This is a genomic window from Vibrio sp. J502, from assembly GCF_025397955.1.
Lineage (GTDB): Bacteria > Pseudomonadota > Gammaproteobacteria > Enterobacterales > Vibrionaceae > Vibrio > Vibrio anguillarum.
Genome location: NZ_CP104554.1, coordinates 974,766 through 997,336, shown reverse-complemented (window position 1 = coordinate 997,336; position 22,571 = coordinate 974,766). Strand labels below are relative to the sequence as shown.

Below are 22,571 nucleotides of genomic sequence, written 5' to 3'. Positions count from 1 at the left end.
TGATTAAATAGCATTAAATTTCATGCGGTTAACCCATTAAATCTCTCGGCCTAACGTACAACTTTTTTATAGCAACGCTCCGGGCGACCAACCGTGCCGTAATTTAAGTCGGCGGTTAGCTCACCACTGCTGATTAAATATTCCAGATAACGCCTTGCCGTGGTTCGACTTGCGCCAATTTTTTCTCCCGCTTCGTCCGCGGTCAAACTGCATGGTGTGTTAAAAAGATGGCGTATTTTGTCTAGCGTAACCCCATCAATTCCTTTAGGAAGACGCAGATGAGTGGGAAGCTCACTGGTATTGGCTGTCAACATTTTATCAACTACGTTTTGGTCAACATCAGCCACGGAACCCAGTTCTAATTGTTGGGTTTGGTATTTCTTCAATGCCGATTCAAGACGGGGAAACATTACTGGCTTGAGCAAGTAATCAACTACGCCACCACGCATTGCCTGTTGTAGCGTCTCAACATCGCGCGCTGCAGTAATCAAAATCACATCACAGCCTTGGTTGTTGCCTCGAACTTTCTGTAAGAGATCGAGCCCCGTACCATCCGGTAGATAAACATCCAGCAATACTAAATCGGGTTTGAGGATATCTAACTGCAATTGGGCATCGGCGTGAGTCGTTGCAATGCCAATGACTTCAAATCCCTCAATTTGTGTCAGGTAACGATGATGTAATTGCGCAATCGCGATATCATCTTCAATGATCATGACACGGGTATTCATACTTGTTCTTCCTTAGGCAGATAAACCGTAACTCTTGTTCCAACATCTTGATTACTTTTCATTTCTAGCTGCCCTTGATAGCGATCAGCTAACTGTTTTACCAGGTGTAAACCCACACCTCGGTTATGTTTTGCTTTGCTAGAGACTCCCTTTTGCCATAATTGCTGTGGCGACATTTGTTCGGGTAAACCACACCCTTTATCATCCACTTCAAGAATAATTTCGGCACCATAATCGCTGAGTGACACTTCAATGATGCGTCGTTCTTGTGTCACCCGTTTTTCATTGCGGATCATCGTGAGTGTCGCATCAAATGCATTGTCAATCAGGTTACCCAAGATAGTGACGATATCTTCGGCATTGATACGCTGCGGCAAAGGTTCTAGACGCGATCCCTCTTCAACGACTAACTCCAAACCAAGTTCACGAGCTCGCTCAGTTTTACCCAGCAGCATTCCGGCAATGAGTGGATCTCTAACTGTCTCACGTAGAAATTCAATGAGCGATTGGTAATGAGCCGTTTCTTGGCCGATTAAATGCTGAACCGCTTCCAGCTCTCCCATCTGTACAAGCCCACTGATGGTGTTGAGTTTGTTGCGATGTTCGTGAGTTTGAGAGCGAAGCATTTCAGCATACTCTTTGGTTTGGGAGAGTTGCTCAGTTAACTCGTTGATTTCATCTCGGAGGCGGAAGCTGGACACCGCCCCAACCACTTTACCGTCAACAATAATCGGACTTCGATTGGCGATCAGACGTTGTTGATTGAGGTACAGCTCGATGTCGTGATCAGGCGTGCCACTTTCAATAACACTCATGAGATCACTTTCAGGCAGAAAAAGAGAAAGTGGTTGATTCAGCGCTTTCTCTCGGTTAATCGCCAAAATCTCACACGCACTTTTATTAATGGAACGAAGAATACCCGCCTCATCAATACTTAAAATTCCTTCTTTTAAGGTACTCATGGTGACATCGAGTTCGACATACAATCGGCCAATCTCTTCTGGTTCAAAACCGAGTATCGCTTTCTGAAAACGGCGTGAGGCGTAGCTGGAAAGTACAGCATTCGCCAGCACTACCAGTAGTGCCATCCCAATTAGGTAGATAAGAAAAGGTTCGATTTTATCTTGTAGTCGTTCTATTAAGTAACCAACTGACACCACACCAACGATCTGTCCTTGGGCATTTTTTACCGCCGATTTTCCACGCACGGATTTACCCAATGAACCCTGAGCAAAAGAAACGTATGACTCACCATGTAGCAAAGCTTGATCGTTATCTCCCCCTTTCATGGGAAGACCAATTCGTTCATCAACAGGGTGGACTAAGCGGATCCCATATTGATCGCCGATAACAATGAAGGTTGCACCGATTAATTTTGTTAACTCTCGATAACGCTGTTGGTGATCCACCCCACTACCAGATTCAAGCATATCGACCACTGATGGAGTTTGTGCAAGAAATGAAGCAACCCCTAAGGCCTTTAAGCCCATCTCTTCTTCTTGAGAATGTTTGATGTACACAAAACCAGCGGCAACTAACAGCAGTAATTCAATCAACCCTGAAAGGGTCATTATGATCAGCATACGCTTACGAAAACTGATACGACTCCACACCATAAATCCCTCTTTAACTCTGTATACAAGCTAACACTTATTTAACATTTGAGCGAAGAGAGAAACGAATAACTGTGAACAATGCTACGCATTCCACGCACCATTTTGGTTCGTTTTATTGCAATCTATTTCGAAGACTTGCCAAGCAGAATATGCACAAGGTTTTATAAAAAATTATCATAGCTATTTCGTGATCTATATCACGCCTATTTTAGAAAAATTTTATCTTATAATGCCAAAGCATTTGTATACTAATTGTGCAGTGAAGAAGATGATGAGGAAACCTCACAAAAAGATAGCCCTATAATAACCATACCAATTGCTATCGATTCCATTCATAACATTGTCAGAAGGACACTTACAATGAAACGCGATGCCTTTGGAATTTGCCTTTCCCGAGATATGCTGTTTAACCATTTACAGTCAACCTTTACTCATGTTCGGGCTTATGAAGAAATAGCGACTGAGTCAAATGATGACCTGAGAGTGCTACTCGCTTTCCCGCAGATGTCGGGTAAGGACGTGCTGACCACGATGCAAGGTAGTACAAACGTGAGAGGTAGTAAAAAATTGGTTTGGCGGGCCGATTATCTCTGCCCTTCTTACCATAAGTATTAAATTTAAATATTGAATTTTGATGATATGCGCTTCATGCTAGCGCATATCACTTGCTGTTGTTTCGACATTTCAACCCATCTCACTGTTGACTTCCGCAGCAAAAAACTAGAGCATTAACTCTAATTATTATTACTCGAGCTTAGCATGAAAGCGAAAACACTCAGCCTATTCGTCTTTACTCTGCTTGGTGCAGCCCCTTCTTTCGCCGCGCCGATTTCCTTTCAACAAGCATGGGATCTTTTGCAACAGAGCAATAATTCACTTGCCGCTGGGCGGGCAAATGTCGAACGCTATCAGCATATTGAAAATTCCACAGACAGTCTCAATTTGCCTGCTGTTTCTATTGGTGCAAACTACACGCGTTTAGACCAAGATGTTACTTTGTCAAGAAAGCAGATATTCGATAGCACTGGGCAATCTATCCCATCATCTTTGGAGCCAGTTTTAGGACCGATACTCGCCAGTGCAGGCTCCATCACATCAACCATCACCGAACGTGATATTTTCAGCTCTTCGATTCGCGCTATTTGGCCCATTTTTACAGGCGGACGGATCAGCGCCGCACAAGCCGCTGCGGAAGGTAAAAAAGAAGAAGCACAAAGCCAGCTCGCAATGGAAACACAAGCGCGCTATGAAGACTTGAGCAAATATTACTTTAGTGTTCTTTTGGCAAAAGAGGTTTTAGTGACTCGCCAAGCCGTTGAGCAAGGGTTAACCAAGCACCGTGATAACGCACTAAAGTTAGAGCAACAAGGACAAATTGCCCATGTGGAACGGCTACAAGCTGAAGCCTCATTAGATAAAGCAACGGTTGAACGCAAAAAAGCACAAAAAACCTTAGATATTGCCCAAAGCGCACTAACCCAAATTCTAGGTCAAACAGAAAAAGTCGAGCCAAGTGGTTCACTGTTTGTCAATGACCGTTTACCGCCGCTCTCTGTTTTTGTGGAGCAAACGCTCAATACCTATCCGGGCTTGGCACTACTTGAAGCAAAAGAAAAGCAAGCAAGCAGCTTGATCAAAGCTGAACAAGGCAAATACTATCCAGAAGTCTACCTTTACGGTGATTACAGCCTACATGAAGACGATTCGCTGGCCAGCCAAATGAAACCGGATTGGTTAGTGGGTGTTGGGGTCAACATTCCGTTAATTGAAACATCGGGTCGCAGCGATCAAGTCAAAGCAGCGCACAGCGCAGTTTCACAAGTACGTTACTTAAAGGCGCAAGCTAAGCAAGATTTGAGCGTGTTGGTGGAAAAAACCTATTTGGAAGCCGAACAAGCATTGGAAGAAGTGATGGGACTAAACTCAAGTCTCACACTGGCTAATGAAAACCTGAACCTACGCCAAAAGGCATTCAGTCAGGGTTTAGCAACGTCTTTAGATGTGGTGGATGCAGAACTCTACCTTGCTAGTATAAAAACGCAACAGTCATTAGCCAGCTTCAACTACTTACTTTCTTTAAATAAGTTACTGGCATTGACCAGTGAAATGAATACTTTCCCTATCTACACACAATCAGCGATTTTGTTGCACTCATCAATGACTCACGAATCACCTGCTCAAAAGGATGCCTTATGAAAGCCGTAAAACCAACACTGATTGCTCTTGCTGCTGTGGTGGCGATCTCTTGGGTAGGCTATCGCTTTTACCAAGCATCTCAACCTAAACCTGTCCGCTTACAAGGTCAAATTGAATCTCAACAATACAGTATTTCCTCAAAAGTTCCCGGCCGTATTGATCAGGTACTGGTGCGCAAAGGCGATAGCGTTGAACGTGGCCAGCTCATTTTCACGCTGCACAGCCCTGAAATTGAAGCTAAATTAGATCAAGCGATTGCGGGTCAAAAAGCGGCGGGCGCACTGGCTAAAGAAGCAGAAACAGGCGCACGCGATCAGCAAATCCAAGCGGCAAAAGATCAATGGCTTAAAGCCAAAGCCGCAGCGGATTTAATGGAAAAGACCTATTTGCGTGTCAATAATCTTTACCGTGATGGTGTCGTCGCTGAACAAAAGCGTGATGAAGCGAATACCCAATGGCAGGCCGCTAAATATACTGAAAGCGCCGCTTTTCAGATGTATCAAATGACCAAAGAAGGCGCACGCTCTGAAACTAAACTCGCTGCCGCGGAAAAAGAACGTATGGCTGCTGGTGCCGTAGCGGAAGTTGAAGCTTATGCCGCGGACACTAAAATTGAGAGTTGGTTTGACGGTGAAGTGTCCCAAGTACTGCTGCAAAGCGGCGAACTGGCTCCACAGGGCTTCCCTGTCGTCACTGTCGTGGATACCCAAGACTCATGGGCGGTACTCAACGTACGCGAAGATAAACTCAAGCATTTTACGAAAGGCACAACATTTACGGCTTACTTACCTGCTTTAGAAGCCAAAGTAGAATTTATCGTTTCCCACATTGCAGTGATGGGTGATTTCGCCACGTGGCGATCAACAGACGCCTCACAAGGGTTTGATTTACGCACCTTTGAAATCGAAGCTCGCCCTACCACACCTGTCGAAGGTTTGCGTATGGGAATGAGTTTAGTGGTTGAGCTATAAGCCTTATGTCGATTCAGGTTCGCCCTCAATGGCCTCTGCTGCGCCATGACCCTTGGCTATTGTCTAGCCTAAGCTGGATACCAATAGTATTGGCATTCAGTATTTGGTGGATTTTTTCACAAGGGATAGTGCGCGATCTGCCGATTGGCGTGGTCGATTTGTCTCACAGCCAATTGTCACGTCAATTGATAAGAGATTTCGATGCAACCTCGACCATGGCAGTCACGCACCAGTTCCAAGATGTCAATCAAGCCAAAACTGCGTTAATTGAAAGTGACATTTACGCGTACGTTGTCATTCCGTATCAATTTGATAAATCAATATTTCGTGGTGAGCAGCCACAAGTATCGACCTTCTTCAATAGCCAATACATTTTGGTTGGACGATTGATCAACTCTGCTATTGTTCAAGCACAAAGTACGTTCAATGCCCAAGTGGATGTCGTAAAAAACCTAGCGACTAGCCAACAAACCACATTGAGTGCGATGGGGCGAGCCGTACCAATCAGGACACAGATTACGCCCCTGTTTAATCTCAATACAAACTATGCGCAATTTTTAGTCTCGGCGGTTATACCCGCTCTTTGGCAAATCGTTGTCGTGGTCAGTACCATTATGATTTTGGCAGCAAACCATCGTCACTTTGGTTTGCAAACGTGGCTTGGAGAAAAGCCATTACGAATTTTAACGCTAACATTGATGCGTTATCTGCCGATTTTTATGTTGCAAGGGATTGGTTTTTTAATCTGGTTTTATCAAATATTAATGTGGCCAATGCACGGCAGTTTTGCTCTATTGATTATCGCACAACTTGCAATGACGCTCGCCTGTATGATCATGGGCGCACTCTTTTTCTTTCTAACACTCGATCCGGCAAGAGCGATGAGTTTTGCTGGCGCTTTTACCGCACCAAGTTTTGCGTTTATGGGCATTACGTTCCCAGTGACGGATATGAATACTCTAGCGCAGTGGTGGCGAAGCCTGCTACCAGTGAGTCACTACATTGAAGTGCAAGTAAGCCAAGTAAGTTATAACGCTGAATTGCTGTCATCACTTAAGTATTTAGTGCCAATGCTGGGCTATGCATTGCCGTTGCTGCTCACTTTGATTCTTATCCGTAAACACAAGCAAGCCGAGCGAATCAACCATGACTGAAACTACGCGATTCATTGCTCTACTTAAAGCAGAGCTAAAAGCGCTATTCACTAACCCTGTAGTGCTGTTGACTGTCTTTGGTGGCGTGGTTTTTTACTCCTTTTTATACCCTTTGCCTTATACGCAGCAAACTCCACGCGAGCAGACACTCTCGATTGTCAATCTCGATAAAAGCCAAGCCAGTTACCAACTAGAACGCATGGTTGACGCAACGCCACAAGTCAAAGTGATTCAACGAGACAGTACCATTGAAGATGCCAAGCAGGCTTTTCTTAACCGCAAAGTTAGCGGTATTTTAGTGATTCCTGAACATTTTTATAAAGACCTACTACTTGGAAAAAGTCCAACACTGGCCTACGCTGGCGATGCCTCTTACTTTCTAGTGTACGGCACCATCGTTGAGGGCTTATCGCAAGCTGGTGGAACCTTAGCCGCGAAAAGTAAAGTGTCACGTTTAGTGATGGAAGGAGAACCGCTTTCTCTGGCCGCTCAGCACTATTCCGCCACAAGCATCAACCTAAAACCGACCTTTAACCCACGCATGGGTTATGTTGATTACGTTGTCCCAGCGGTGTTTGTTTTGATCTTACAACAAACCATGATCATGGCGGCAGGATTAATGGGCGGAACACAAAAGCACGGAAATGGCTATTGGAGTCATACCACACCGCTACGATTAATATTGGTACGCAGCATTGTCCTTGTTGCTGTTTATTATCTACTCAGCATGTACTACTTTGGTGCCAGTTTTACCTCACATGGTGTCAACACCCTCGCCAGTGCGGGGCATTTATTGCTACTTCTACTGCCTTTCTTACTGGCCTCTTGCCTATGCGGCATTTGGCTTGGTTCAGTTACACCGCGGCGAGAATTGGTGACGTTAGTGGTATTAATCAGCTCAATGCCACTGATTTTTTCAGTTGGTTTTATTTGGCCGTTAGAAGCAATTCCACGCCCTATCATTTGGATATCCAACCTCTTTCCAAGTACGCCTGCCATTCAGAGTTTTCTCAGTTTGAACCAAATGGGCGCATCATGGGATCAAATCAGCACTCAGTGGGGGATCTTGTGGGTGCAAGTGTTTGGTTGGGGAGCCCTTGCTTTTTACCAACTCCAGCGGAAGCGTTAATTAATCATTCCTGCCACTGCTGACGCATACGCTCAACAGTGGCATCATCGATACCATGAACATTCTGGTATTGCGCACGGCAAACATTAATCACTAAGGTTGCATGGTAACGTTTAGCCAACTGCTGGTAAGCTCGCATCTCCCAATGTCGAACAAAAGTATTCGCCACAACAACGTCCTCACCTTGCGCTAAACAGCGCTCCACTTGCTGTTGACACCACCGATGAGCTTGCTCGATTTTATCTGGCTGATAACAATAGTTGCCTTTCTCATTGATAAAATACATATCCGCTTCAAAATGTTTTGCATGTAGCGTCCTTGCTAAGGTGCTTTTGCCTGAGCCGGGTAATCCCCTGATCAAAGTTAAGGTTAGCGCCATGTGTATCCAACAGGTAAGTAAACGGATATCCAATAGTAACCAATTTCACAGCAAGATTCATTTTGCTATCGACATCTGGTTTTGATTGAGTTAAGTTCGGCAGTATAGACGTCCAAAAATAGCTTAGGGAGAAAGCTGTGCCGATTAAGATCCCAGACCAACTGCCTGCTGGTGATGTACTGCGTCATGAAAACATTTTCGTGATGTCAGAAACACGTGCCGCCACACAGGGCATCCGTCCACTGAAAGTTTTGATTTTGAATTTAATGCCGAAGAAAATCGAAACCGAGACTCAGTTTTTACGCCTGTTATCCAATACTCCGCTGCAAGTGGATATTGAATTACTGAGAATTGATGAGCGCCCAAGTAAAAATACCCCCACTGAGCATTTGGAGAACTTTTACCGTCAATTTGAGATGGTAAAAAATCGCAACTTCGACGGGCTCATCATCACTGGAGCGCCTTTGGGGTTGGTTCAATTTGAAGATGTGATTTATTGGGAACACTTAAAAAGCGTGATGGAATGGGCTAAAAATCACGTCACTTCCACACTCTACGTTTGCTGGGCAGCGCAAGCGGGGCTAAAACTGCTCTACAATCTACCCAAACGAACTCGCAAAGAAAAATTATCGGGCGTTTATCATCATGAAATCCACCATCCCTTTCATCCGATATTACGCGGCTTTGACGACACCTTTTTAGCGCCCCATTCTCGTTATGCTGATTTCTCACCAGAATACTTAGCCGAACATACGAATTTAGATATTCTCGCCACCTCTGATGTGGCGGGTGTGTACTTAGCCTCAACCAAAGACAAACGTAACGTGTTTGTCACAGGTCACCCTGAGTACGACGCACATACACTGCATGGTGAATATATTCGAGATTTAGGTGAAGGGATGGAACCCGCAATCCCAGTCAACTACTACCCCAATGACAACCCAGATAATAAGCCAGTCGCCAGTTGGCGAAGCCACGGTCACTTGCTGTTTGCAAACTGGTTAAACTACTGTGTTTACCAACAAACACCTTACGACCTTGAACACTTTAGCGAAGATAAATTTACCAAAGACGATTAGTGTTTCATGCCTGATCATCTCAGTAATGAGGTGTTCAGGTTTTCATCAAACATAGTGCATACTGACTCGCATTCTTCTCTGCTCTTTCTCCCTCAATCTTCTGATTTCCTTATCATGCGTCTAAGCCATTTAGGAGCTGCAGATAATGAAAAAAGTACTGATGATATTGATAATGTTCACGTTATCGGCCTGTGTCACCGTGAACGAAAAAGGTGAGCCTGAAGTAAAAGCGGATCCGGTTGAAATGGCCGAATCTCGCATTGCGCTCGGCCTAGGCTATTTAGAAAATGGCAACATGAGCAAAGCGCGTGAGAACCTAGAAAAAGCCACACAACATGCGCCAACTTACTATCGATCGCAACTTGCGATGGCTCACTACTACGAAACTGTCGGTGAAACAGAGGCCACACGTAAAACCTATCAAACCGCGCTTCGCGCCCATCCCAAAAATGGCAATATTCTCAATAACTACGGCACATTTTTGTGCAAGCAGGGCGAATATCAAAAAGCCGATGAATATTTTAACCGCGCCATTGCTCAACCCTATTATTACCTTGTCCCTGCAAGCTATGAGAACGCAGCCTTTTGCGCGTTAAAATCTGGCGATAAAGAACAAGCGCACTACTATTTTGCAAAAACATTAGACCATGACCCTAATCGAGCTCGTTCATTGCTGCAATTAGCTAAATTGGAAATTGACGCTCAACAATACACGCAAGCTCGCATCCGCTTGATGCAATTTAATCAGCGCTACGGTAACCAAAAAACATCGCTTCAATTATTGGTAGAGTTAGAGAAAAAGGCAGGAAATAAAGCGTTAGAGAAAAAATATCAAGCGGCGCTCGATACCTTTTCCTAACATCGTATTACTAGGGCAAGGGTTATTTGATATTGGTGGGTCTACCGTCTTTGCCACCAGTACGGTCACGATACTGGATACGGCGAAGACGTCTGACTTTCTGAGCGCGCTGAATTTTTTGATATTCGCGATAGATAATACGAATAAAAAACCCAAGCCCAATCATCGCAAGCAAGGCAAACAGATAAGCGAAGGGCTGGCAGATCCAGTCAGGTTGGCAAGGTAAATAAAGGTCAAAGTCCATACCTTACTCCTTCTATTGCTATCTCAACTCACTGACCAATATAGTCAATCAACGAAGTCAGCCTAGCACTTTGCCGCTAACCATTGTTTGCGTTGGCTGTCATTTTGGAAACTCCATGCGATGAATCGACTCACTTTTTGCCCTTGTTGCATTTCAACAACCTTCACCACTGCAGCACCCACTTTATCTAACTGTTTTTGCATCCAACGTACATTCTCTTTTTTAGAGATCAATGTGGTGAACCACAGCACTTGCTGAGCGTAGTGTTGACTTTCAAAGGCCATGTTTTTAATAAAGGCAGCTTCACCACCGGGGCACCATAACTCAGCTTTTTGTCCACCAAAGTTGAGCGTGACCGCCTTACTTCTGTTAGCGTCTTGCCCCGCAATTTCTTGACCTTTTTTGACTCGATTACGCTGTAAATTTTTCAACTTACGTTCGCTGCCTTGCTGCGCCTGTAGTTGTGATGCATGAAAAGGCGGGTTGCACGTGGTGAGATCGTAACGCTCATTTTCTTGAATAATCTGCTTAAAAATGTGTTTTGCATCACTCTGCAAACGGCATTCAATACGTCCATTGAGTGAGGCATTGCCATTAACCACCAGATTGGCGGATTTAATAGAGATCGGATCAATATCGCTACCAACATAGCGCCAGCCGTACTCTGCCACACCCACTATCGGATAAATACAGTTCGCTCCGACCCCAATATCAAGTGCGTGAACCTTCTCATGCTTGATTGCTGAGCACTCATCTAGCAGCAGATCGGCCACGCGATGAATATAATCAGCTCGACCGGGGATCGGCGGGCACAAATACCCAGCGGGAATATCCCAATGGGTCACATGATAATGATGTGCCAATAACGCTTTGTTGAGCATTTTCACCGCCATCGCATCGGAGAAATTGATGCTCGGTTCACCACTCGGGTTGCGAATAACAAAGGGCTTCAAAGCAGGCAGTGTATTAATCAGCGCGGGGAAATCGTATTGTCCTTGATGCTGATTACGAGGATGTAACCCCTGCTTTGCTTTTAACGCAGGTTTTTTATGGCTCGCTTCTGGTTGGCTTTTCTGCGACTTCGCTTTGGCTGACATTACTGCTCCTCTTTTAAATCGAGATACATCATAAACAATCGTGCATCAAACTCGAGCTGATGATAATTCGGTTCCATATGGCAACACAGTTGATAAAAAGCCTTGTTGTGCTCTTTCTCTTTGATGTGAGCCAGCTCATGTACCACTAGCATGCGCAACAGCGGCTCCGGTGCTTCTTTAAACATGCTCGCTATGCGGATCTCATTTCTAGATTTGATTTTCCCACCATGCACTTTGGCAACATAACTGTGCAACCCTAGTGCGTTATTGATAATGTGGATTTTATTGTCGTACACCACTTTACTGATCGGCGCCGTTTTCTTCATGTATTGATTTTTGAGATCAATCGCGTAGTTAAACAACGCTTTTTCACTTTGAATCGAATGGCGCTGTGGGTAGCGTCGCTCAAACCAACTAACGAATTTACCGGCCGTGATCAACTGTTCAACTTGTGAAACGAGATGAGGCGGATAGTTTTGTATGTAACGAAAAGATGGATGCATAGCCCAGAAACTGACTCATAAAAAAGGCGCTAAGTGTAACTGAATCAAGCCTGCGTTTCATCTTTCCAATCACAAGGAGCAAGGCTTCGTATCCGAGAGAGTTGAAACTCAGCGCCTCGGTGGGTAAACTTGCCGCCCTTTATGTTCGGTTAATGAGTGAATTGGATGAAACGTATTGTGCTCTACGTCAAAGATAAATGCCCGCACTGTAAAGATGCTCAGCGCTATCTTGACGCCAAACAGATCCCCTACCGCTTATGTAACGCAAAAATGCAACGCGGCCGGAAGGAACTGGATGCGATCGGCGCGCGCAGTGTACCGGCTTTAAAAATTGGTGATCGGATTATGATTGGCTGGAACCCAAACAACTTTGAAAAAATCTATCAAAGTTAATCGAACGATACATATCGCCCCTTTCACACGTACTGTTTCACAAATTCAATAAAAGTACGGTCGGCATTAGACAAATAGCCCTCTTTGCGCCATGCGAGGGCTAAATCTAACCAGACTGGCGGTTCAAAAGGGATCGCTCGTACATCCGGTTCATGCTCCGTTACAAGCTCTAATAACGCAGTCACTGCGTACTCATGTTTGACAATACTTAAAATCATTGGCAAAAGATTGGTTTCAAAAGAGAAATGTGCGCTGAGCTTATGCTCTTTACACACTTTATCAATGAAGTCGCGGTGGAAATAACCGGGCTTAAACATTACCAATTCATGCTCAAAAAAGGTCTTAAAATCTATCGATTCTCGTTGTGCTAACTCATGTTCTTTCCCCACTACCGCCACCATTTGCGATGATAAGAGGGGATCAACCTCTAAATCCGGAGGAAGATCATGATTGAGGATCACACCAATATCTAGCTCACCACTGAGCAACATTTTTCTAATCGACTGAGTTCCCGCTTCTATCACCGTCATTTTTAGCAAGGGAAAGTGACTTTTAAAAGCCATTACAATTTCTGGAAAGAAATAGGATCCCATCATGCTCGGCGCGCCGAGCCTCACTTCGCCTTTGACGAGCCCTTTAAGCTCATCCATCGCCAATTGTGCATCTTCAAGTTGCTGCAAAATACGAGTGGCGTGTTCATATAACACTTGCCCTTCATGGGTCAGCGTCACTTTTCGCTCATCTCTTTTTAGCAAAACAACCCCTAATTGCTGCTCAAATTTTTTAATCGAAATACTAAGCGCTGGCTGCGCAATGTGCAGTTGCTGGGCTGCTAAAGTAAAGCTGCCGCACTGAACCACAGCCGAAAAATGTTTTAGATGGCGAGTATCCATAGCTTTATGGTTCCACAGAATCAAACGAAGCGAGATTCGTCCAACGAGGTTGGGATATATTTTATATATCACGACGATATTTTTAATATATTTTATTAATCACCAAGCCACTGCTACTGTGATCACAGATACATAACGTAAGTGAAGCGTAATCATGATCGAAATTGGCAGTAAAGAATACCGAAAAGTCACTTGGGGACTTGCGCTCGGCTCGTTCTTAGTCTTTTGTAATCTCTATCTTTTTCAGCCAATGTTGCCCTACCTTGCTACGCATTTTGCGGTTTCAGAAACCCAAATTAACTGGTTATTTGCCGCATCAACCCTCGCACTCTCCGTCAGTTTAGTCCCTTGGGCAATCAGCTCTGAATCCTTTGGCCGCCGCAAAGTGATGTTATTAGGGCTATTCATGATGCCATTAATCGGCAGCTTAATGTTGATCAGCCAACAGCTATGGGTGCTGGTTTTAACACGTGCACTAATGGGTGTCGCATTGGCCGCCTTTGCTTCGGTTGCCGTGGCTTACATGGCTGAGGAGCTTTCTCCTCAAGCATTTAGCCAAGCGATTGGCGGTTATATTGCTGCGAATTCATTAGGTGGCATTAGTGGCCGAATTTTAGGCGGTATATTGACCGATGCCTTTGGCTGGCAACAAGCCGTGATTGTGATTGCCATACTCACTTTCGTATGCGCCATCATTGTGCTGTGGTTACTGCCCATTCAACGAAATTTCACGCCGCAACGAGGCTTGTTCTTTCACCACAACCGTGCGCTAGTAAAACATCTTTCTAACCGCACACTGTGGCTAGCGATGCTGATTGGTGGTACTAACTTCGCGCTGTTTGTTAATCTCTACTCAGTGATGGGCTTTCGGCTTGTCGCCGAACCCTACTCGCTACCGATTGGCTTAGCATCATTGATCTTCCTATGTTATTTGGCGGGAACACTCAGCTCGAAACTGACCGCCAACTGGACAAAACGCTACAATGCCATTTCGGGCATGATGTTGGGAGCCTTACTCAGTTTGTCGGGGATGTGGCTAGCCTTGGTTGAATCAATCCCGTTTATGCTGATCGGTTTAATGTTGATCAGTTTCGGCGCCTTTTTTACTCATACGCTCGCCTATTCATGGGTGAGCCAAAAGGCCAGCAGCGCAAAAGCAACCGCGACCGCTCTGTATTTGGTTCATTACTATGTAGGTGGCAGCCTCGGCGGGTTTTTCCTACTCTATTGCTGGCAAAATGGCGGTTGGCCGGTAGTGGTTTCGGGTGGAATGGTGTTGTATGTGGCGATGTTTTTTCTCTGTTGGAAATTGCGCCATGATGACCACGCCCTTGCGCACCGCAAACCGCTGCATGAATTGATCAAGTAGTGTTATCCACTCACTTTATCAAAAGACTCATGTTATGCTTGCGCCAAATTGACTGTTTTAATAAGCACTATGAGCGTAACGATAAATAAAACCGCCATCACAACTGAAGTCGAACAGTGGCTTAACGATGTGGTGATTGGCTTAAATCTCTGCCCTTTCGCCGCAAAACCACAACGTAACCAACAGATCAAAATTTTCGTCAGTGAAGCCGATACTGAAGAACAATTGCTGCAAAACATTTTGCAACAATTGCTAGAGTTAGAAGGCAGCTCGGCACAGTCTCTTGAGACCACCTTAGTGGTGGTGCCAAACATGCTCGAAGATTTTTTTGAGTACAACTTTTTTATCGATTGGGTCGAAGCATTAATTACGCAACAAGATTGGCAAGGCATCTTCCAAGTCGCTACCTTTCACCCTCACTACTGTTTTGGCGGCACACGCCCCGAAGATGACGAAAACCTAACTAACCGTTCGCCGCACCCTATTTTCCATCTTATTCGCGAAGAGAGCATGGAAAAAGTACTCAAGCACTACCCTAACCCAGAAGCGATTCCCGATACCAATATCGCTCGTGTTAGTGCTCTAAGTGACCAAGAACGCCGCCAACTGTTTCCTTATTTGTTTCTCAATAAGTAACCCTGTTCTTTGACCAAACTGATGGCATGGGTCGCAGCTTTGCCATCAGTTTGTTACTATCCATTTTCTTACTATCAGTTTATTACTATCAATTTGTTACTATCAGTTTATTACTATCAATTTGTTACTACGCGTCACAATCCCTGTTAACCAAACCAATGGACCGAGATAATGCATTTATCCAAGCTTACTCAAGAGATTTACGATCATCTTTACCGCGATATTACCGAGTTTCGTAGCACCTTTGATCTCCCCGTTGCTGATGCCAGCAGCTTAAACGATAAAGCTGACACGTTGCATACTTCGCTCGCGATTGAAGAATTGACTGAACTTGCTGAAGCTGACAATAAAACGGAACAAGCGGATGCGATCATCGATACTGTGTATGTCTTGATGGGTCGTTTAGTCCACCTAGGGCATAGCGAAGTGAGTGACAACTTAGCGATCAGCTATTTGATTGATCTTCTGCTCAATGTTGCCGTGAATCGTGGCATCGAATTTATTCCATGCTGGGATGAAGTACACAGCTCGAACATGAGTAAAGTATGTCGCAATGAAAAAGAGTATGCCGATACCCAAGCCTACTATGCTGAACAAGATATTGAGCTGATGGCCGTACAAAAAGGCGACTACATTATTGCTAAATGCGCACAAGATTTTGTCTCTGAAGGCAAAACGATTCGCCAAGGTAAAGTGCTCAAATCAGTCTATTACCGTCCTGCTGACCTTGCTTCATTGACGCAATAACCTTGCAAAGACTCAGATAAAAAAAACCACCTTGTGGGAGCAAGGTGGTTAAGAGACTTATAAAAAGCCTAACAAGAACGAGAATGTATCGATTCTATTAATGCGATTGGCGTGCCAACTTTCACATAAAACCTAACCATTTGTTTTTAGTAGACTTATTATTTTTACCATTATATCTTCATCACATTGATGCGCTAAAAGTGTGCTTACTGCACGACAGTTGTGCTTTTAATCAAAGATAAGGTAAGGCTTTCCTTCAACAACAACCTGCTTCACCTGAGTCTGAAACGCTGCACTTAACGCTTGGCTCTCTAATACTTGTTCAACCGAGCCGGAACTTTGCAATACGCCATCTTGCAGTAACAGAGCGCGATCGGCATGACGCAATGTTCGATTGAGATCGTGATTGGCCATCACTACCGCTATCCCTTGCTGTGCAACCTCTTCAATCAAACGATAAAGCAACCCTTCTTGAGCAATATCAAGAGGCGCCGCGGGTTCATCTAATATCAATAACTGCGCGTAAGGGTTTAAGGTTGGCCAAATTTGCAAGCAAATACCGGCCAAGCGGACACGTTGCCATTCGCCACCTGACAGTTGGTGAATGGATCGATGCAATTTGTCTTGAATATTCAATCGTTGAGTGAGATGAACCACAGCTTGATTCACAACCTGAGAATGTAAATCGGCGCAACTGGGGATCGCTAAGGCAAGATATTGATAAACATCGACATTAAAAACAGGCTTGTCATTTTGCGACAAATAAGCTCGGTGCAGTGACAGCGCCTCTAACGATGCGCTTGAAAGCTGAAGATCACCAATGTAGACCTCACCTTGGCTCTCTGTCACGCCAGCTAACGCCGAGAGTAAAGTGCTTTTTCCGCTACCATTTGGCCCAATAACATGCAGCACCTCTCCCGCTTGGCAAGTAAAAGAGAGTGGCAATAAGCGTGATGAAACCTGCAGGCTATTAACGTGAATCATGGTTTTTCAACAACATCCAAATAAAAATCGGCGCACCAATGGTGGTAGTAACGACACCAAGTGGAAGCTCAGCAGCATTAAGCGCCGTTCTGGCAACGGTATCCGCGCAGACCAGTAAAAGTGCGCCGAACAGAGCCGACATAGGTAAAAGGTAGCGGTTTTCAGAACCAAACGCCAAGCGCAATAAATGCGGAACAACCAACCCAACAAAACTGATCACACCGCCCAATGCCACCGCAGCTCCTACCAGCAGCGACACGGCAAAAATCAATTTCCAACGTAGTCGATGCACATCCACACCTAACTGCTTTGCATGAGTTTCGCCCAGCATCAGTTTGTCTAACGTTTTTCCTTGCAGAGCAAGCCAGATGATCACCGGAAGCGCAGCTAATGAAAGCGTATGTTGATACCAGCTTGCACCACCAATACTGCCCATCAACCAGTAAACCAGTTGCCTTAAACTGAGATCATTACTGAAATAAAACGCCCATGTCACCACAGCACCAGATAAAATACCCAGCGCAACACCGACCAACAGTAAGCGAGTTGTGCTTAAACGCATCGCTTTAGCCATGCTGACCAGTAAAAGAGTAAACACCATCGCACCGGCTACGGCACAAAGCATGAAAATTTCAGGTGAGGCCAAAGCAGGGAAGAAAAACAGCACCACTACCATCGCCACACTGGCGCCACCAGAAATACCAAGCACGCCCGGCTCTGCCAAAACATTCCCTAATAGCACTTGCAGCGCCGCGCCTGATACGGCTAGTGAAGCACCAATGATGACGGCAGAGAGCAGACGAGGAGCACGAAGTTCAGTCACTAACTGCCATTCCAGTGGTGACCAAGTGTGAAATGGGCTGATAAAGAGTTCACCCACCATCAAATAAAACGCACTCATCGTAATCAACAATGCCAGCATAGCGTAGAGGGCGTAATGCCAGCGACGCTGTTTTTTTAAGAGTAACTGATTGAACGTCATGCGCTTATATGTAAATAAGAGAAACAATAATGGCCTAACCTTACCGTTAAGCCATTTAAATAGAAAGTGATATACCAAAGCAATCGCCTGTTAACCTTGTCAACAGGCCAAAAGGTTAACAGGTCAAAAGATTAACAGGCAAAAGTACCATCGGTTAATCGTATACCAATTGATCGTCTTCATAGCGTGTCGCCACTTTGCACACCATTAGCGCGGCGCGCTGACCTAATGCCACTTTTCGGTTAGGAAATACGATCGCTTCATCTTCATTTTTCGCCATGAGTGGCTTTTCACCATCATGACCAAATACCTCACCATGTTTAAACGCGGTGAAGTTTTCGACGTTATCATCAAACATGAAATCAAAATCGTCATGCAAACGGACGATGGTACGGCTGACACGATAAATGGTTGGCTTTCTTGGCAAGTGTTCAGGTGTCGCATTGGCTACCAAATCGCGCATGGCTAAGTCAAACGCGACTAATCGCTCTAGGTTGTTTTGACCAAGAGGTGCGACTTGCCCCAGCTCAAGCGTTAAAGCTTGCGCGGCAAAATTCTCTGCACTGTACCAACTGAAGGTACTCGAGGGTGAATTTGAAAGCAGCACCGCTTCGATATGCGCACTTTCAATTAATGCCATCAGTGCGCGGCTGCGGACAGGATGCCGAGATTTAGGACTGACGGCAAACGAATAATGTTTGGAGTGACGAATCGCACAATGCAAATCAAGATGCCACCGATTTTGCTCAGCGGTGTGTTCGAAAAAGTCTTTCACTGTCTGTTTGAGATGCTGCGCAATCTCTCTTTCTAGGGAGGCATTGCCCTTTTTATCATCAAATAAACGGTTCAAATTTTCTTGCACGAAACGGGTATGTTGATTCGTCGCCTGAGGATGAGCCACAATAAATAAGCAGCGGTGTTGGACCGCTTGAAAACCTGACTGAATATCATCCACCAGCTTATTTACTAATTCCATTGGCGCAGTTTCGTCACCATGAATACCGCAAGAAATAATGATGTGCTTACTCTCATCGTTGAGATGAGTGGGAATCACTTCGAGCACTCCACGCGAGAGCACTTTAAGCGTAATACCAGCTGCCGTTTTGATTTCGCCAGTGACCATTTCTTGGTCTAAATCCAAACTATCAAATAGGAAAGATTGGCGGAAAAGGGACTTCGTCATGCGTTACTCCTTTATTGCACAGCGGTATGTTAATGAATTGTAGAAGCAATTTATGTTGAGGCGATCCCACTTATCAAGATGGATAAGGGTAAACTTAACTCATCAACGATCGTCTCAATACCTTATACAAAATACTCTTAACCAGAGGCCGGCGTTAATTGCCGGGAATTCTATCATTAAATCTGATAGTTACTCCATACTCTACTGCATGCTCACCCGGTGCTAAATTTGAATTCCGATGCTCTTCACACTCACATTCTTAGTGTTATCTTTTCCTATTTGGATATGAGTTAATGATTGATAGTCGATATTCAACACACTATACCAATGGCGGTTTTGCCAATCAGTGCCTAGAACATTGACAAGTATCATTCTGATTGTTCCACCATGAGCGATGATTAAAGTGTCTTGCTTGATCTCTTTAATCTGAGCCTCCCAAGCACGAGTTACACGCTGATGAAAATCGGCCAAGTTTTCTGCATTCGGTAGTTGATGTTGGGCCGGATTGGTCCACAAAGTTTCCACTACTGGCCACATCGATTGCAGCTCATCAAAGGCTACGCCATCGACGTCACCAAAATCCATTTCTTGGAAATCAGGCTCAATTTGGTAATCCAATTTCGGCTGCTGTAAAACCAGTTGTTGCGCTAAATCATGGCAACGGCGTAGCGGTGAAGTAATGATGTTTGAGAAGGAGTAAGGGGATCTCAGCAAAGTGTGAGCGATCTGCTCTTGCCGATGCGCTTCAACGAGCACATCTGTTTTACCATTGAGCGCAGGCCGACCGACGGTTTTACCGTGGCGCATCAAATAGAGATTGATCATTGTGAGCCTTTTAAAGCGATGTCGTTTAGAGCAGTGTTTTTTAAAGCGATGTCTTTTAAAACAATCGGTAAGCCCGCCGCAATAAAGCTCACTCGGGTTGCTAACTTGGCTAGCGCTTGGTTAAGCCAGCCCGCGTTATCGACAAATAAGCGCGAAACCTCCCCCATCGGGATCACGCCAAGGCCCACTTCGTTAGCGACGATAACCAAAGTGGCGGGCGTTTGCTCAACGGCAAAACAGAGTTGCTCGACTCGCTTTTTTATCTCCGCTTCGTGAGCTTGCTGGCCATGGTTATAGATAACGTTATTCAGCCACAGCGTTAAGCAGTCCACCAATACCACATCATGTGCCGAAAAAGTGGCAATTAACTCAGGCAGTTGTTCAGGGCATTCGTGCTCTTGCCATTCCGACGTTCTTTGCTGCTGGTGGTGAGCAATCCTTGCCTGCATTTCATCATCAAACGCAATCGCGGTGGCAACATAGTTAAGCTGAGCCTGCGGCAGCCGCATTAACAGGGCTTGGTGTTCTTGCTTTGCGGCCTGTTCAGCGAAACAAGACTTACCGCTACGCGCACCACCCAAAATCAAATGCACCATTATTCAATCAGTCCCATGCTCAAATAACCCAACCCAGCGAATACAATAAGCAGCAGATAGATCAGCAGTTCCATAATCTGTTGTGCAGCGCCAAGGCAATCTCCAGTGAAGCCACCAATACGCGCCATCAACCAAGCTTTGAAGAAAATACGAAAAACCACAGCAACCAATACCAAACTTAAGCTTACCTGCCAACCAAACCATAACGCAGGCGCTAAGCCGCACAGCAGTAGAAAAATGAGCTCTGGAAGGGTTTGTTTATTAGCTAGCGGCTTGCTTTTGCTGCTATCGAGATCGCTTACATACGGCATATCGAAAATCAACGATGCCGCTATCGCACGGCTAAAACTGTAGCCTAGCACCCACACCATTAATACGTTGCCATAACCAAGTAGCGCCTCTAAAAAGAGAAACTTACACAGTAGCGCCATCACTAAACTGGCCGCACCATAAGTGCCAATGCGGCTATCTTTCATGATGCTCAAACGGCGCTCAGCCGTCATTCCTCCGCCAATGCCGTCCGCCATGTCAGTTAAGCCATCTTCATGAAACGCCCCTGTTAATAGCAAACTAGCCACCATCGTCAGTGCGATGCTTACCTCGTTTGGTAAAATCAGGATCAGCACACTGTAGATGGCACCGCAGATCGCGCCGAGTAATAGACCAACCACGGAAAAATAGCGCCCAGATCGGTTCATTCGTTCACTGCAATAGGGCGTATTGTTAGGAATAGGAAGGCGCGAGAAAAAACTCAACGCCAACCAGAACAGCTCTAATTGATAAGCGAAAACGCGCAGCATTACACTGTCACTCCTGCGTCGGCAAAACTGGCCATGGTGTTGTAAAACTCGGCGGCCGCTTTGACCAAAGGTACCGCTAATACAGCACCCGTTCCCTCACCCAACCTCAACCCTAAATTAAGCAGTGGTGTCGCGTTTAACAGTTCCAGTACGCGTTGATGGCCCGATTCATGGGACTGATGAGCAAAAATCATCAACTCGCGGCAATCTGGTTCAATAAGAGTGGCCACATACGCGGCTACCGTGACGATAAATCCATCCACCAGAATCGGCGTTTGCTGCTGGTAAGCGCCTAAAAATGCTCCGACCATTTGCACAATTTCAAAGCCGCCTACTTCCGCAAGGACCGTTTCTGGATCCAAACCACGGCAGCGTGTTACGCCTTGCTTCACCAACTGTATTTTTTTCTGATATTGCTGTGTTGAAATGCCAGTGCCGTAACCAACACACTGTTCAACAGAATGTTTAGAAAGTGCCGCTAATATCGCAGAAGCACTACTGGTATTGCCAATGCCCATTTCACCAAACATCACTATATTGGACCCCGCACGGATGAGCTGCTGCACGGCCTGATTGCCTAGCAGTAGCCCTTGCTTCACTTGCTCTACAGACATCGCCGCTTGGCGAGCAAAGTTCTCCGTTCGGTTACCTAAGCGCTGCACAAGAAAGTGCGGATTGTCGCTTTCTACAGGGAGTAAGATCCCGCAATCTATCACTTTCATCTCGACTTGATTGCTGCGACAAAAACAGTTGATGGCCGCACCACCCGCCAGAAAGTTAAGCACCATTTGCTGAGTCACCGCGCTTGGCGCAATGCTAATGCCTTCATCTGCAATGCCGTGATCGCCAGCAAAGACCAGTACTGTAGGCTTATGAATGGTGATCTGCTGAGCGGGCTGAGGCTGATTTTGACTTTGGATTAAGGCGAGCTGGTGTGCTAATGATTCAAGTTGGCCCAGTGCTCCTAACGGTTTGGTTTTTTGATCGATTCTTTGTTGTATCGCTTGGCTATGATCTTGTTTTAACATTGCTTCTGGGCTCTTCCATGAAAAGAGAAGAGTTTACTCGTATTCGCTAGTATCGGCTAGGTTTTGCCTATTTGAGCCAAAAAAACACCCCCTGTTTTCTATAAAATCAGGAGGCGTTTTTAGGTTTATATGGGCGCTATTGTCAAACAGACACGTCCACAAAGGCTGGTTTTAACC

Annotated in this window: 25 protein-coding genes; 11 read left to right on the top strand and 14 right to left on the bottom strand. The window is 45.3% G+C overall.

Going from position 1 to position 22,571, the window contains the following annotated elements; all coding sequences use genetic code 11:
* Nucleotides 1-50: 50 nt before the first annotated feature.
* Entirely contained in the window at nucleotides 51-731 is a 681-nt protein-coding gene (locus N5E84_RS04760; RefSeq protein ID WP_013856664.1) for a response regulator, read from the bottom strand.
* Nucleotides 728-2,347 (bottom strand): sensor histidine kinase, encoded by a 1,620-nt coding sequence (locus tag N5E84_RS04755; protein ID WP_019282560.1) that lies wholly within the window; start codon nucleotides 2,345-2,347, stop codon nucleotides 728-730. The genes N5E84_RS04760 and N5E84_RS04755 overlap by 4 nt, the downstream gene beginning before the upstream one ends.
* A 360-nt stretch (nucleotides 2,348-2,707) precedes the next feature.
* On the opposite strand from N5E84_RS04755, the gene N5E84_RS04750 reads away from it, so the two are divergent.
* The 5 genes from N5E84_RS04750 (at nucleotide 2,708) to N5E84_RS04730 (ending at nucleotide 7,797) form a co-directional block, all read left to right on the top strand.
* On the top strand, nucleotides 2,708-2,962 hold the full coding sequence (locus tag N5E84_RS04750) for a hypothetical protein (RefSeq protein ID WP_013856662.1): 255 nt from the start codon (nucleotides 2,708-2,710) through the stop codon (nucleotides 2,960-2,962).
* Between the two features lie 144 nt (nucleotides 2,963-3,106).
* On the top strand, nucleotides 3,107-4,543 hold the full coding sequence (locus N5E84_RS04745) for a TolC family protein (protein WP_069211971.1): 1,437 nt from the start codon (nucleotides 3,107-3,109) through the stop codon (nucleotides 4,541-4,543).
* Nucleotides 4,540-5,514, top strand: coding sequence for an HlyD family secretion protein (locus tag N5E84_RS04740; RefSeq protein ID WP_019282561.1), 975 nt, complete (start codon nucleotides 4,540-4,542; stop codon nucleotides 5,512-5,514). Before N5E84_RS04745 ends, N5E84_RS04740 begins: the two co-directional genes overlap by 4 nt.
* A 5-nt stretch (nucleotides 5,515-5,519) precedes the next feature.
* The gene (locus N5E84_RS04735) at nucleotides 5,520-6,668 is read left to right on the top strand and encodes an ABC transporter permease (RefSeq protein WP_069211970.1); all 1,149 of its coding nucleotides are present in this window, start codon (nucleotides 5,520-5,522) and stop codon (nucleotides 6,666-6,668) included.
* Entirely contained in the window at nucleotides 6,661-7,797 is a 1,137-nt protein-coding gene (locus N5E84_RS04730; RefSeq protein WP_019282562.1) for an ABC transporter permease, read from the top strand. The genes N5E84_RS04735 and N5E84_RS04730 overlap by 8 nt, the downstream gene beginning before the upstream one ends.
* Before the next feature lie 4 nt (nucleotides 7,798-7,801).
* On the opposite strand, the gene N5E84_RS04725 is transcribed toward N5E84_RS04730, so the two are convergent.
* Nucleotides 7,802-8,176: an ATP-binding protein gene (locus N5E84_RS04725; protein WP_029388298.1), complete on the bottom strand. Its 375-nt coding sequence runs from the start codon at nucleotides 8,174-8,176 to the stop codon at nucleotides 7,802-7,804.
* Between the two features lie 137 nt (nucleotides 8,177-8,313).
* On the opposite strand from N5E84_RS04725, the gene metA reads away from it, so the two are divergent.
* On the top strand, nucleotides 8,314-9,255 hold the full coding sequence (gene metA, locus N5E84_RS04720; protein WP_013856656.1) for a homoserine O-succinyltransferase: 942 nt from the start codon (nucleotides 8,314-8,316) through the stop codon (nucleotides 9,253-9,255).
* A 145-nt stretch (nucleotides 9,256-9,400) separates the two neighbouring features.
* The gene (pilW, locus tag N5E84_RS04715; RefSeq protein ID WP_019282564.1) at nucleotides 9,401-10,114 is read left to right on the top strand and encodes a type IV pilus biogenesis/stability protein PilW; all 714 of its coding nucleotides are present in this window, start codon (nucleotides 9,401-9,403) and stop codon (nucleotides 10,112-10,114) included.
* Between the two features lie 22 nt (nucleotides 10,115-10,136).
* Here the strand turns inward: pilW and N5E84_RS04710 are convergent, their stop codons facing one another.
* The 3 genes from N5E84_RS04710 to N5E84_RS04700 all read right to left on the bottom strand — a co-directional run bounded on the left by N5E84_RS04710 (nucleotide 10,137) and on the right by N5E84_RS04700 (nucleotide 11,958).
* Nucleotides 10,137-10,358: a hypothetical protein gene (locus N5E84_RS04710; protein WP_019282565.1), complete on the bottom strand. Its 222-nt coding sequence runs from the start codon at nucleotides 10,356-10,358 to the stop codon at nucleotides 10,137-10,139.
* Nucleotides 10,359-10,420: 62 nt separating this feature from the next.
* A complete protein-coding gene (gene rlmF / locus N5E84_RS04705) occupies nucleotides 10,421-11,455 on the bottom strand; it encodes a 23S rRNA (adenine(1618)-N(6))-methyltransferase RlmF (protein WP_019282566.1) in 1,035 nt (344 codons plus the stop codon).
* Nucleotides 11,455-11,958, bottom strand: a complete 504-nt coding sequence (locus N5E84_RS04700) for a M48 family metallopeptidase (RefSeq protein ID WP_069211969.1) — start codon at nucleotides 11,956-11,958, stop codon at nucleotides 11,455-11,457. The genes rlmF and N5E84_RS04700 overlap by 1 nt, the downstream gene beginning before the upstream one ends.
* A gap of 165 nt (nucleotides 11,959-12,123) precedes the next feature.
* On the opposite strand from N5E84_RS04700, the gene N5E84_RS04695 reads away from it, so the two are divergent.
* On the top strand, nucleotides 12,124-12,351 hold the full coding sequence (locus N5E84_RS04695; RefSeq protein WP_010318599.1) for a glutaredoxin family protein: 228 nt from the start codon (nucleotides 12,124-12,126) through the stop codon (nucleotides 12,349-12,351).
* Between the two features lie 23 nt (nucleotides 12,352-12,374).
* Here the strand turns inward: N5E84_RS04695 and N5E84_RS04690 are convergent, their stop codons facing one another.
* A complete protein-coding gene (locus N5E84_RS04690; protein ID WP_026027359.1) occupies nucleotides 12,375-13,244 on the bottom strand; it encodes a LysR family transcriptional regulator in 870 nt (289 codons plus the stop codon).
* A gap of 154 nt (nucleotides 13,245-13,398) precedes the next feature.
* On the opposite strand from N5E84_RS04690, the gene N5E84_RS04685 reads away from it, so the two are divergent.
* From N5E84_RS04685 to N5E84_RS04675, 3 genes are all read left to right on the top strand, one after another.
* Complete coding sequence (locus N5E84_RS04685; protein ID WP_019282567.1) at nucleotides 13,399-14,613, top strand: MFS transporter; 1,215 nt, start codon at nucleotides 13,399-13,401, stop codon at nucleotides 14,611-14,613.
* 69 nt (nucleotides 14,614-14,682) lie between these two features.
* Entirely contained in the window at nucleotides 14,683-15,249 is a 567-nt protein-coding gene (locus N5E84_RS04680) for a DUF1415 domain-containing protein (protein ID WP_095661302.1), read from the top strand.
* A 171-nt stretch (nucleotides 15,250-15,420) separates the two neighbouring features.
* Nucleotides 15,421-15,996 carry a nucleoside triphosphate pyrophosphohydrolase family protein gene (locus N5E84_RS04675; protein ID WP_019282569.1) on the top strand — a complete coding sequence of 192 codons (576 nt, stop codon included), beginning with the start codon at nucleotides 15,421-15,423 and terminating at the stop codon, nucleotides 15,994-15,996.
* 228 nt (nucleotides 15,997-16,224) lie between these two features.
* Here N5E84_RS04675 and btuD read toward each other — a convergent pair whose 3' ends face one another.
* The 7 genes from btuD to cobT form a co-directional block, all read right to left on the bottom strand.
* Entirely contained in the window at nucleotides 16,225-16,980 is a 756-nt protein-coding gene (gene btuD / locus N5E84_RS04670; RefSeq protein WP_010318604.1) for a vitamin B12 ABC transporter ATP-binding protein BtuD, read from the bottom strand.
* Nucleotides 16,967-17,962 (bottom strand): vitamin B12 ABC transporter permease BtuC, encoded by a 996-nt coding sequence (gene btuC, locus N5E84_RS04665; protein WP_029388300.1) that lies wholly within the window; start codon nucleotides 17,960-17,962, stop codon nucleotides 16,967-16,969. The genes btuD and btuC overlap by 14 nt, the downstream gene beginning before the upstream one ends.
* 154 nt (nucleotides 17,963-18,116) lie before the next feature.
* On the bottom strand, nucleotides 18,117-19,145 hold the full coding sequence (locus N5E84_RS04660; RefSeq protein ID WP_019282571.1) for a succinylglutamate desuccinylase: 1,029 nt from the start codon (nucleotides 19,143-19,145) through the stop codon (nucleotides 18,117-18,119).
* 222 nt (nucleotides 19,146-19,367) lie between these two features.
* Complete coding sequence (locus N5E84_RS04655; protein WP_019282572.1) at nucleotides 19,368-19,970, bottom strand: histidine phosphatase family protein; 603 nt, start codon at nucleotides 19,968-19,970, stop codon at nucleotides 19,368-19,370.
* Nucleotides 19,967-20,566 (bottom strand): bifunctional adenosylcobinamide kinase/adenosylcobinamide-phosphate guanylyltransferase, encoded by a 600-nt coding sequence (gene cobU, locus N5E84_RS04650; RefSeq protein WP_019282573.1) that lies wholly within the window; start codon nucleotides 20,564-20,566, stop codon nucleotides 19,967-19,969. The genes N5E84_RS04655 and cobU overlap by 4 nt, the downstream gene beginning before the upstream one ends.
* Nucleotides 20,566-21,366, bottom strand: coding sequence for an adenosylcobinamide-GDP ribazoletransferase (locus tag N5E84_RS04645; RefSeq protein ID WP_019282574.1), 801 nt, complete (start codon nucleotides 21,364-21,366; stop codon nucleotides 20,566-20,568). The genes cobU and N5E84_RS04645 overlap by 1 nt, the downstream gene beginning before the upstream one ends.
* Nucleotides 21,366-22,394 carry a nicotinate-nucleotide--dimethylbenzimidazole phosphoribosyltransferase gene (gene cobT / locus N5E84_RS04640; protein WP_019282575.1) on the bottom strand — a complete coding sequence of 343 codons (1,029 nt, stop codon included), beginning with the start codon at nucleotides 22,392-22,394 and terminating at the stop codon, nucleotides 21,366-21,368. Before cobT ends, N5E84_RS04645 begins: the two co-directional genes overlap by 1 nt.
* Nucleotides 22,395-22,571: the final 177 nt, after the last annotated feature.

What these genes read in the sequence shown, in the direction of transcription:
- N5E84_RS04745 (WP_069211971.1), top strand. Translation starts at nt 3,107, where the DNA reads ATGAAAGCGAAAACACTCAGCCTATTCGTCTTTACTCTGCTTGGTGCA.
- N5E84_RS04700 (WP_069211969.1), bottom strand. Translation starts at nt 11,958, where the DNA reads ATGCATCCATCTTTTCGTTACATACAAAACTATCCGCCTCATCTCGTT.
- N5E84_RS04660 (WP_019282571.1), bottom strand. Translation starts at nt 19,145, where the DNA reads ATGACGAAGTCCCTTTTCCGCCAATCTTTCCTATTTGATAGTTTGGAT.
- btuC (WP_029388300.1), bottom strand. Translation starts at nt 17,962, where the DNA reads ATGACGTTCAATCAGTTACTCTTAAAAAAACAGCGTCGCTGGCATTAC.
- N5E84_RS04685 (WP_019282567.1), top strand. Translation starts at nt 13,399, where the DNA reads ATGATCGAAATTGGCAGTAAAGAATACCGAAAAGTCACTTGGGGACTT.
- N5E84_RS04675 (WP_019282569.1), top strand. Translation starts at nt 15,421, where the DNA reads ATGCATTTATCCAAGCTTACTCAAGAGATTTACGATCATCTTTACCGC.
- pilW (WP_019282564.1), top strand. Translation starts at nt 9,401, where the DNA reads ATGAAAAAAGTACTGATGATATTGATAATGTTCACGTTATCGGCCTGT.
- rlmF (WP_019282566.1), bottom strand. Translation starts at nt 11,455, where the DNA reads ATGTCAGCCAAAGCGAAGTCGCAGAAAAGCCAACCAGAAGCGAGCCAT.
- N5E84_RS04735 (WP_069211970.1), top strand. Translation starts at nt 5,520, where the DNA reads ATGTCGATTCAGGTTCGCCCTCAATGGCCTCTGCTGCGCCATGACCCT.
- N5E84_RS04695 (WP_010318599.1), top strand. Translation starts at nt 12,124, where the DNA reads ATGAAACGTATTGTGCTCTACGTCAAAGATAAATGCCCGCACTGTAAA.
- N5E84_RS04645 (WP_019282574.1), bottom strand. Translation starts at nt 21,366, where the DNA reads ATGCTGCGCGTTTTCGCTTATCAATTAGAGCTGTTCTGGTTGGCGTTG.
- N5E84_RS04690 (WP_026027359.1), bottom strand. Translation starts at nt 13,244, where the DNA reads ATGGATACTCGCCATCTAAAACATTTTTCGGCTGTGGTTCAGTGCGGC.
- N5E84_RS04730 (WP_019282562.1), top strand. Translation starts at nt 6,661, where the DNA reads ATGACTGAAACTACGCGATTCATTGCTCTACTTAAAGCAGAGCTAAAA.
- cobT (WP_019282575.1), bottom strand. Translation starts at nt 22,394, where the DNA reads ATGTTAAAACAAGATCATAGCCAAGCGATACAACAAAGAATCGATCAA.
- cobU (WP_019282573.1), bottom strand. Translation starts at nt 20,566, where the DNA reads ATGGTGCATTTGATTTTGGGTGGTGCGCGTAGCGGTAAGTCTTGTTTC.
- btuD (WP_010318604.1), bottom strand. Translation starts at nt 16,980, where the DNA reads ATGATTCACGTTAATAGCCTGCAGGTTTCATCACGCTTATTGCCACTC.
- N5E84_RS04760 (WP_013856664.1), bottom strand. Translation starts at nt 731, where the DNA reads ATGAATACCCGTGTCATGATCATTGAAGATGATATCGCGATTGCGCAA.
- N5E84_RS04680 (WP_095661302.1), top strand. Translation starts at nt 14,683, where the DNA reads ATGAGCGTAACGATAAATAAAACCGCCATCACAACTGAAGTCGAACAG.
- N5E84_RS04740 (WP_019282561.1), top strand. Translation starts at nt 4,540, where the DNA reads ATGAAAGCCGTAAAACCAACACTGATTGCTCTTGCTGCTGTGGTGGCG.
- N5E84_RS04655 (WP_019282572.1), bottom strand. Translation starts at nt 19,970, where the DNA reads ATGATCAATCTCTATTTGATGCGCCACGGTAAAACCGTCGGTCGGCCT.
- N5E84_RS04710 (WP_019282565.1), bottom strand. Translation starts at nt 10,358, where the DNA reads ATGGACTTTGACCTTTATTTACCTTGCCAACCTGACTGGATCTGCCAG.
- N5E84_RS04725 (WP_029388298.1), bottom strand. Translation starts at nt 8,176, where the DNA reads ATGGCGCTAACCTTAACTTTGATCAGGGGATTACCCGGCTCAGGCAAA.
- N5E84_RS04755 (WP_019282560.1), bottom strand. Translation starts at nt 2,347, where the DNA reads ATGGTGTGGAGTCGTATCAGTTTTCGTAAGCGTATGCTGATCATAATG.
- N5E84_RS04750 (WP_013856662.1), top strand. Translation starts at nt 2,708, where the DNA reads ATGAAACGCGATGCCTTTGGAATTTGCCTTTCCCGAGATATGCTGTTT.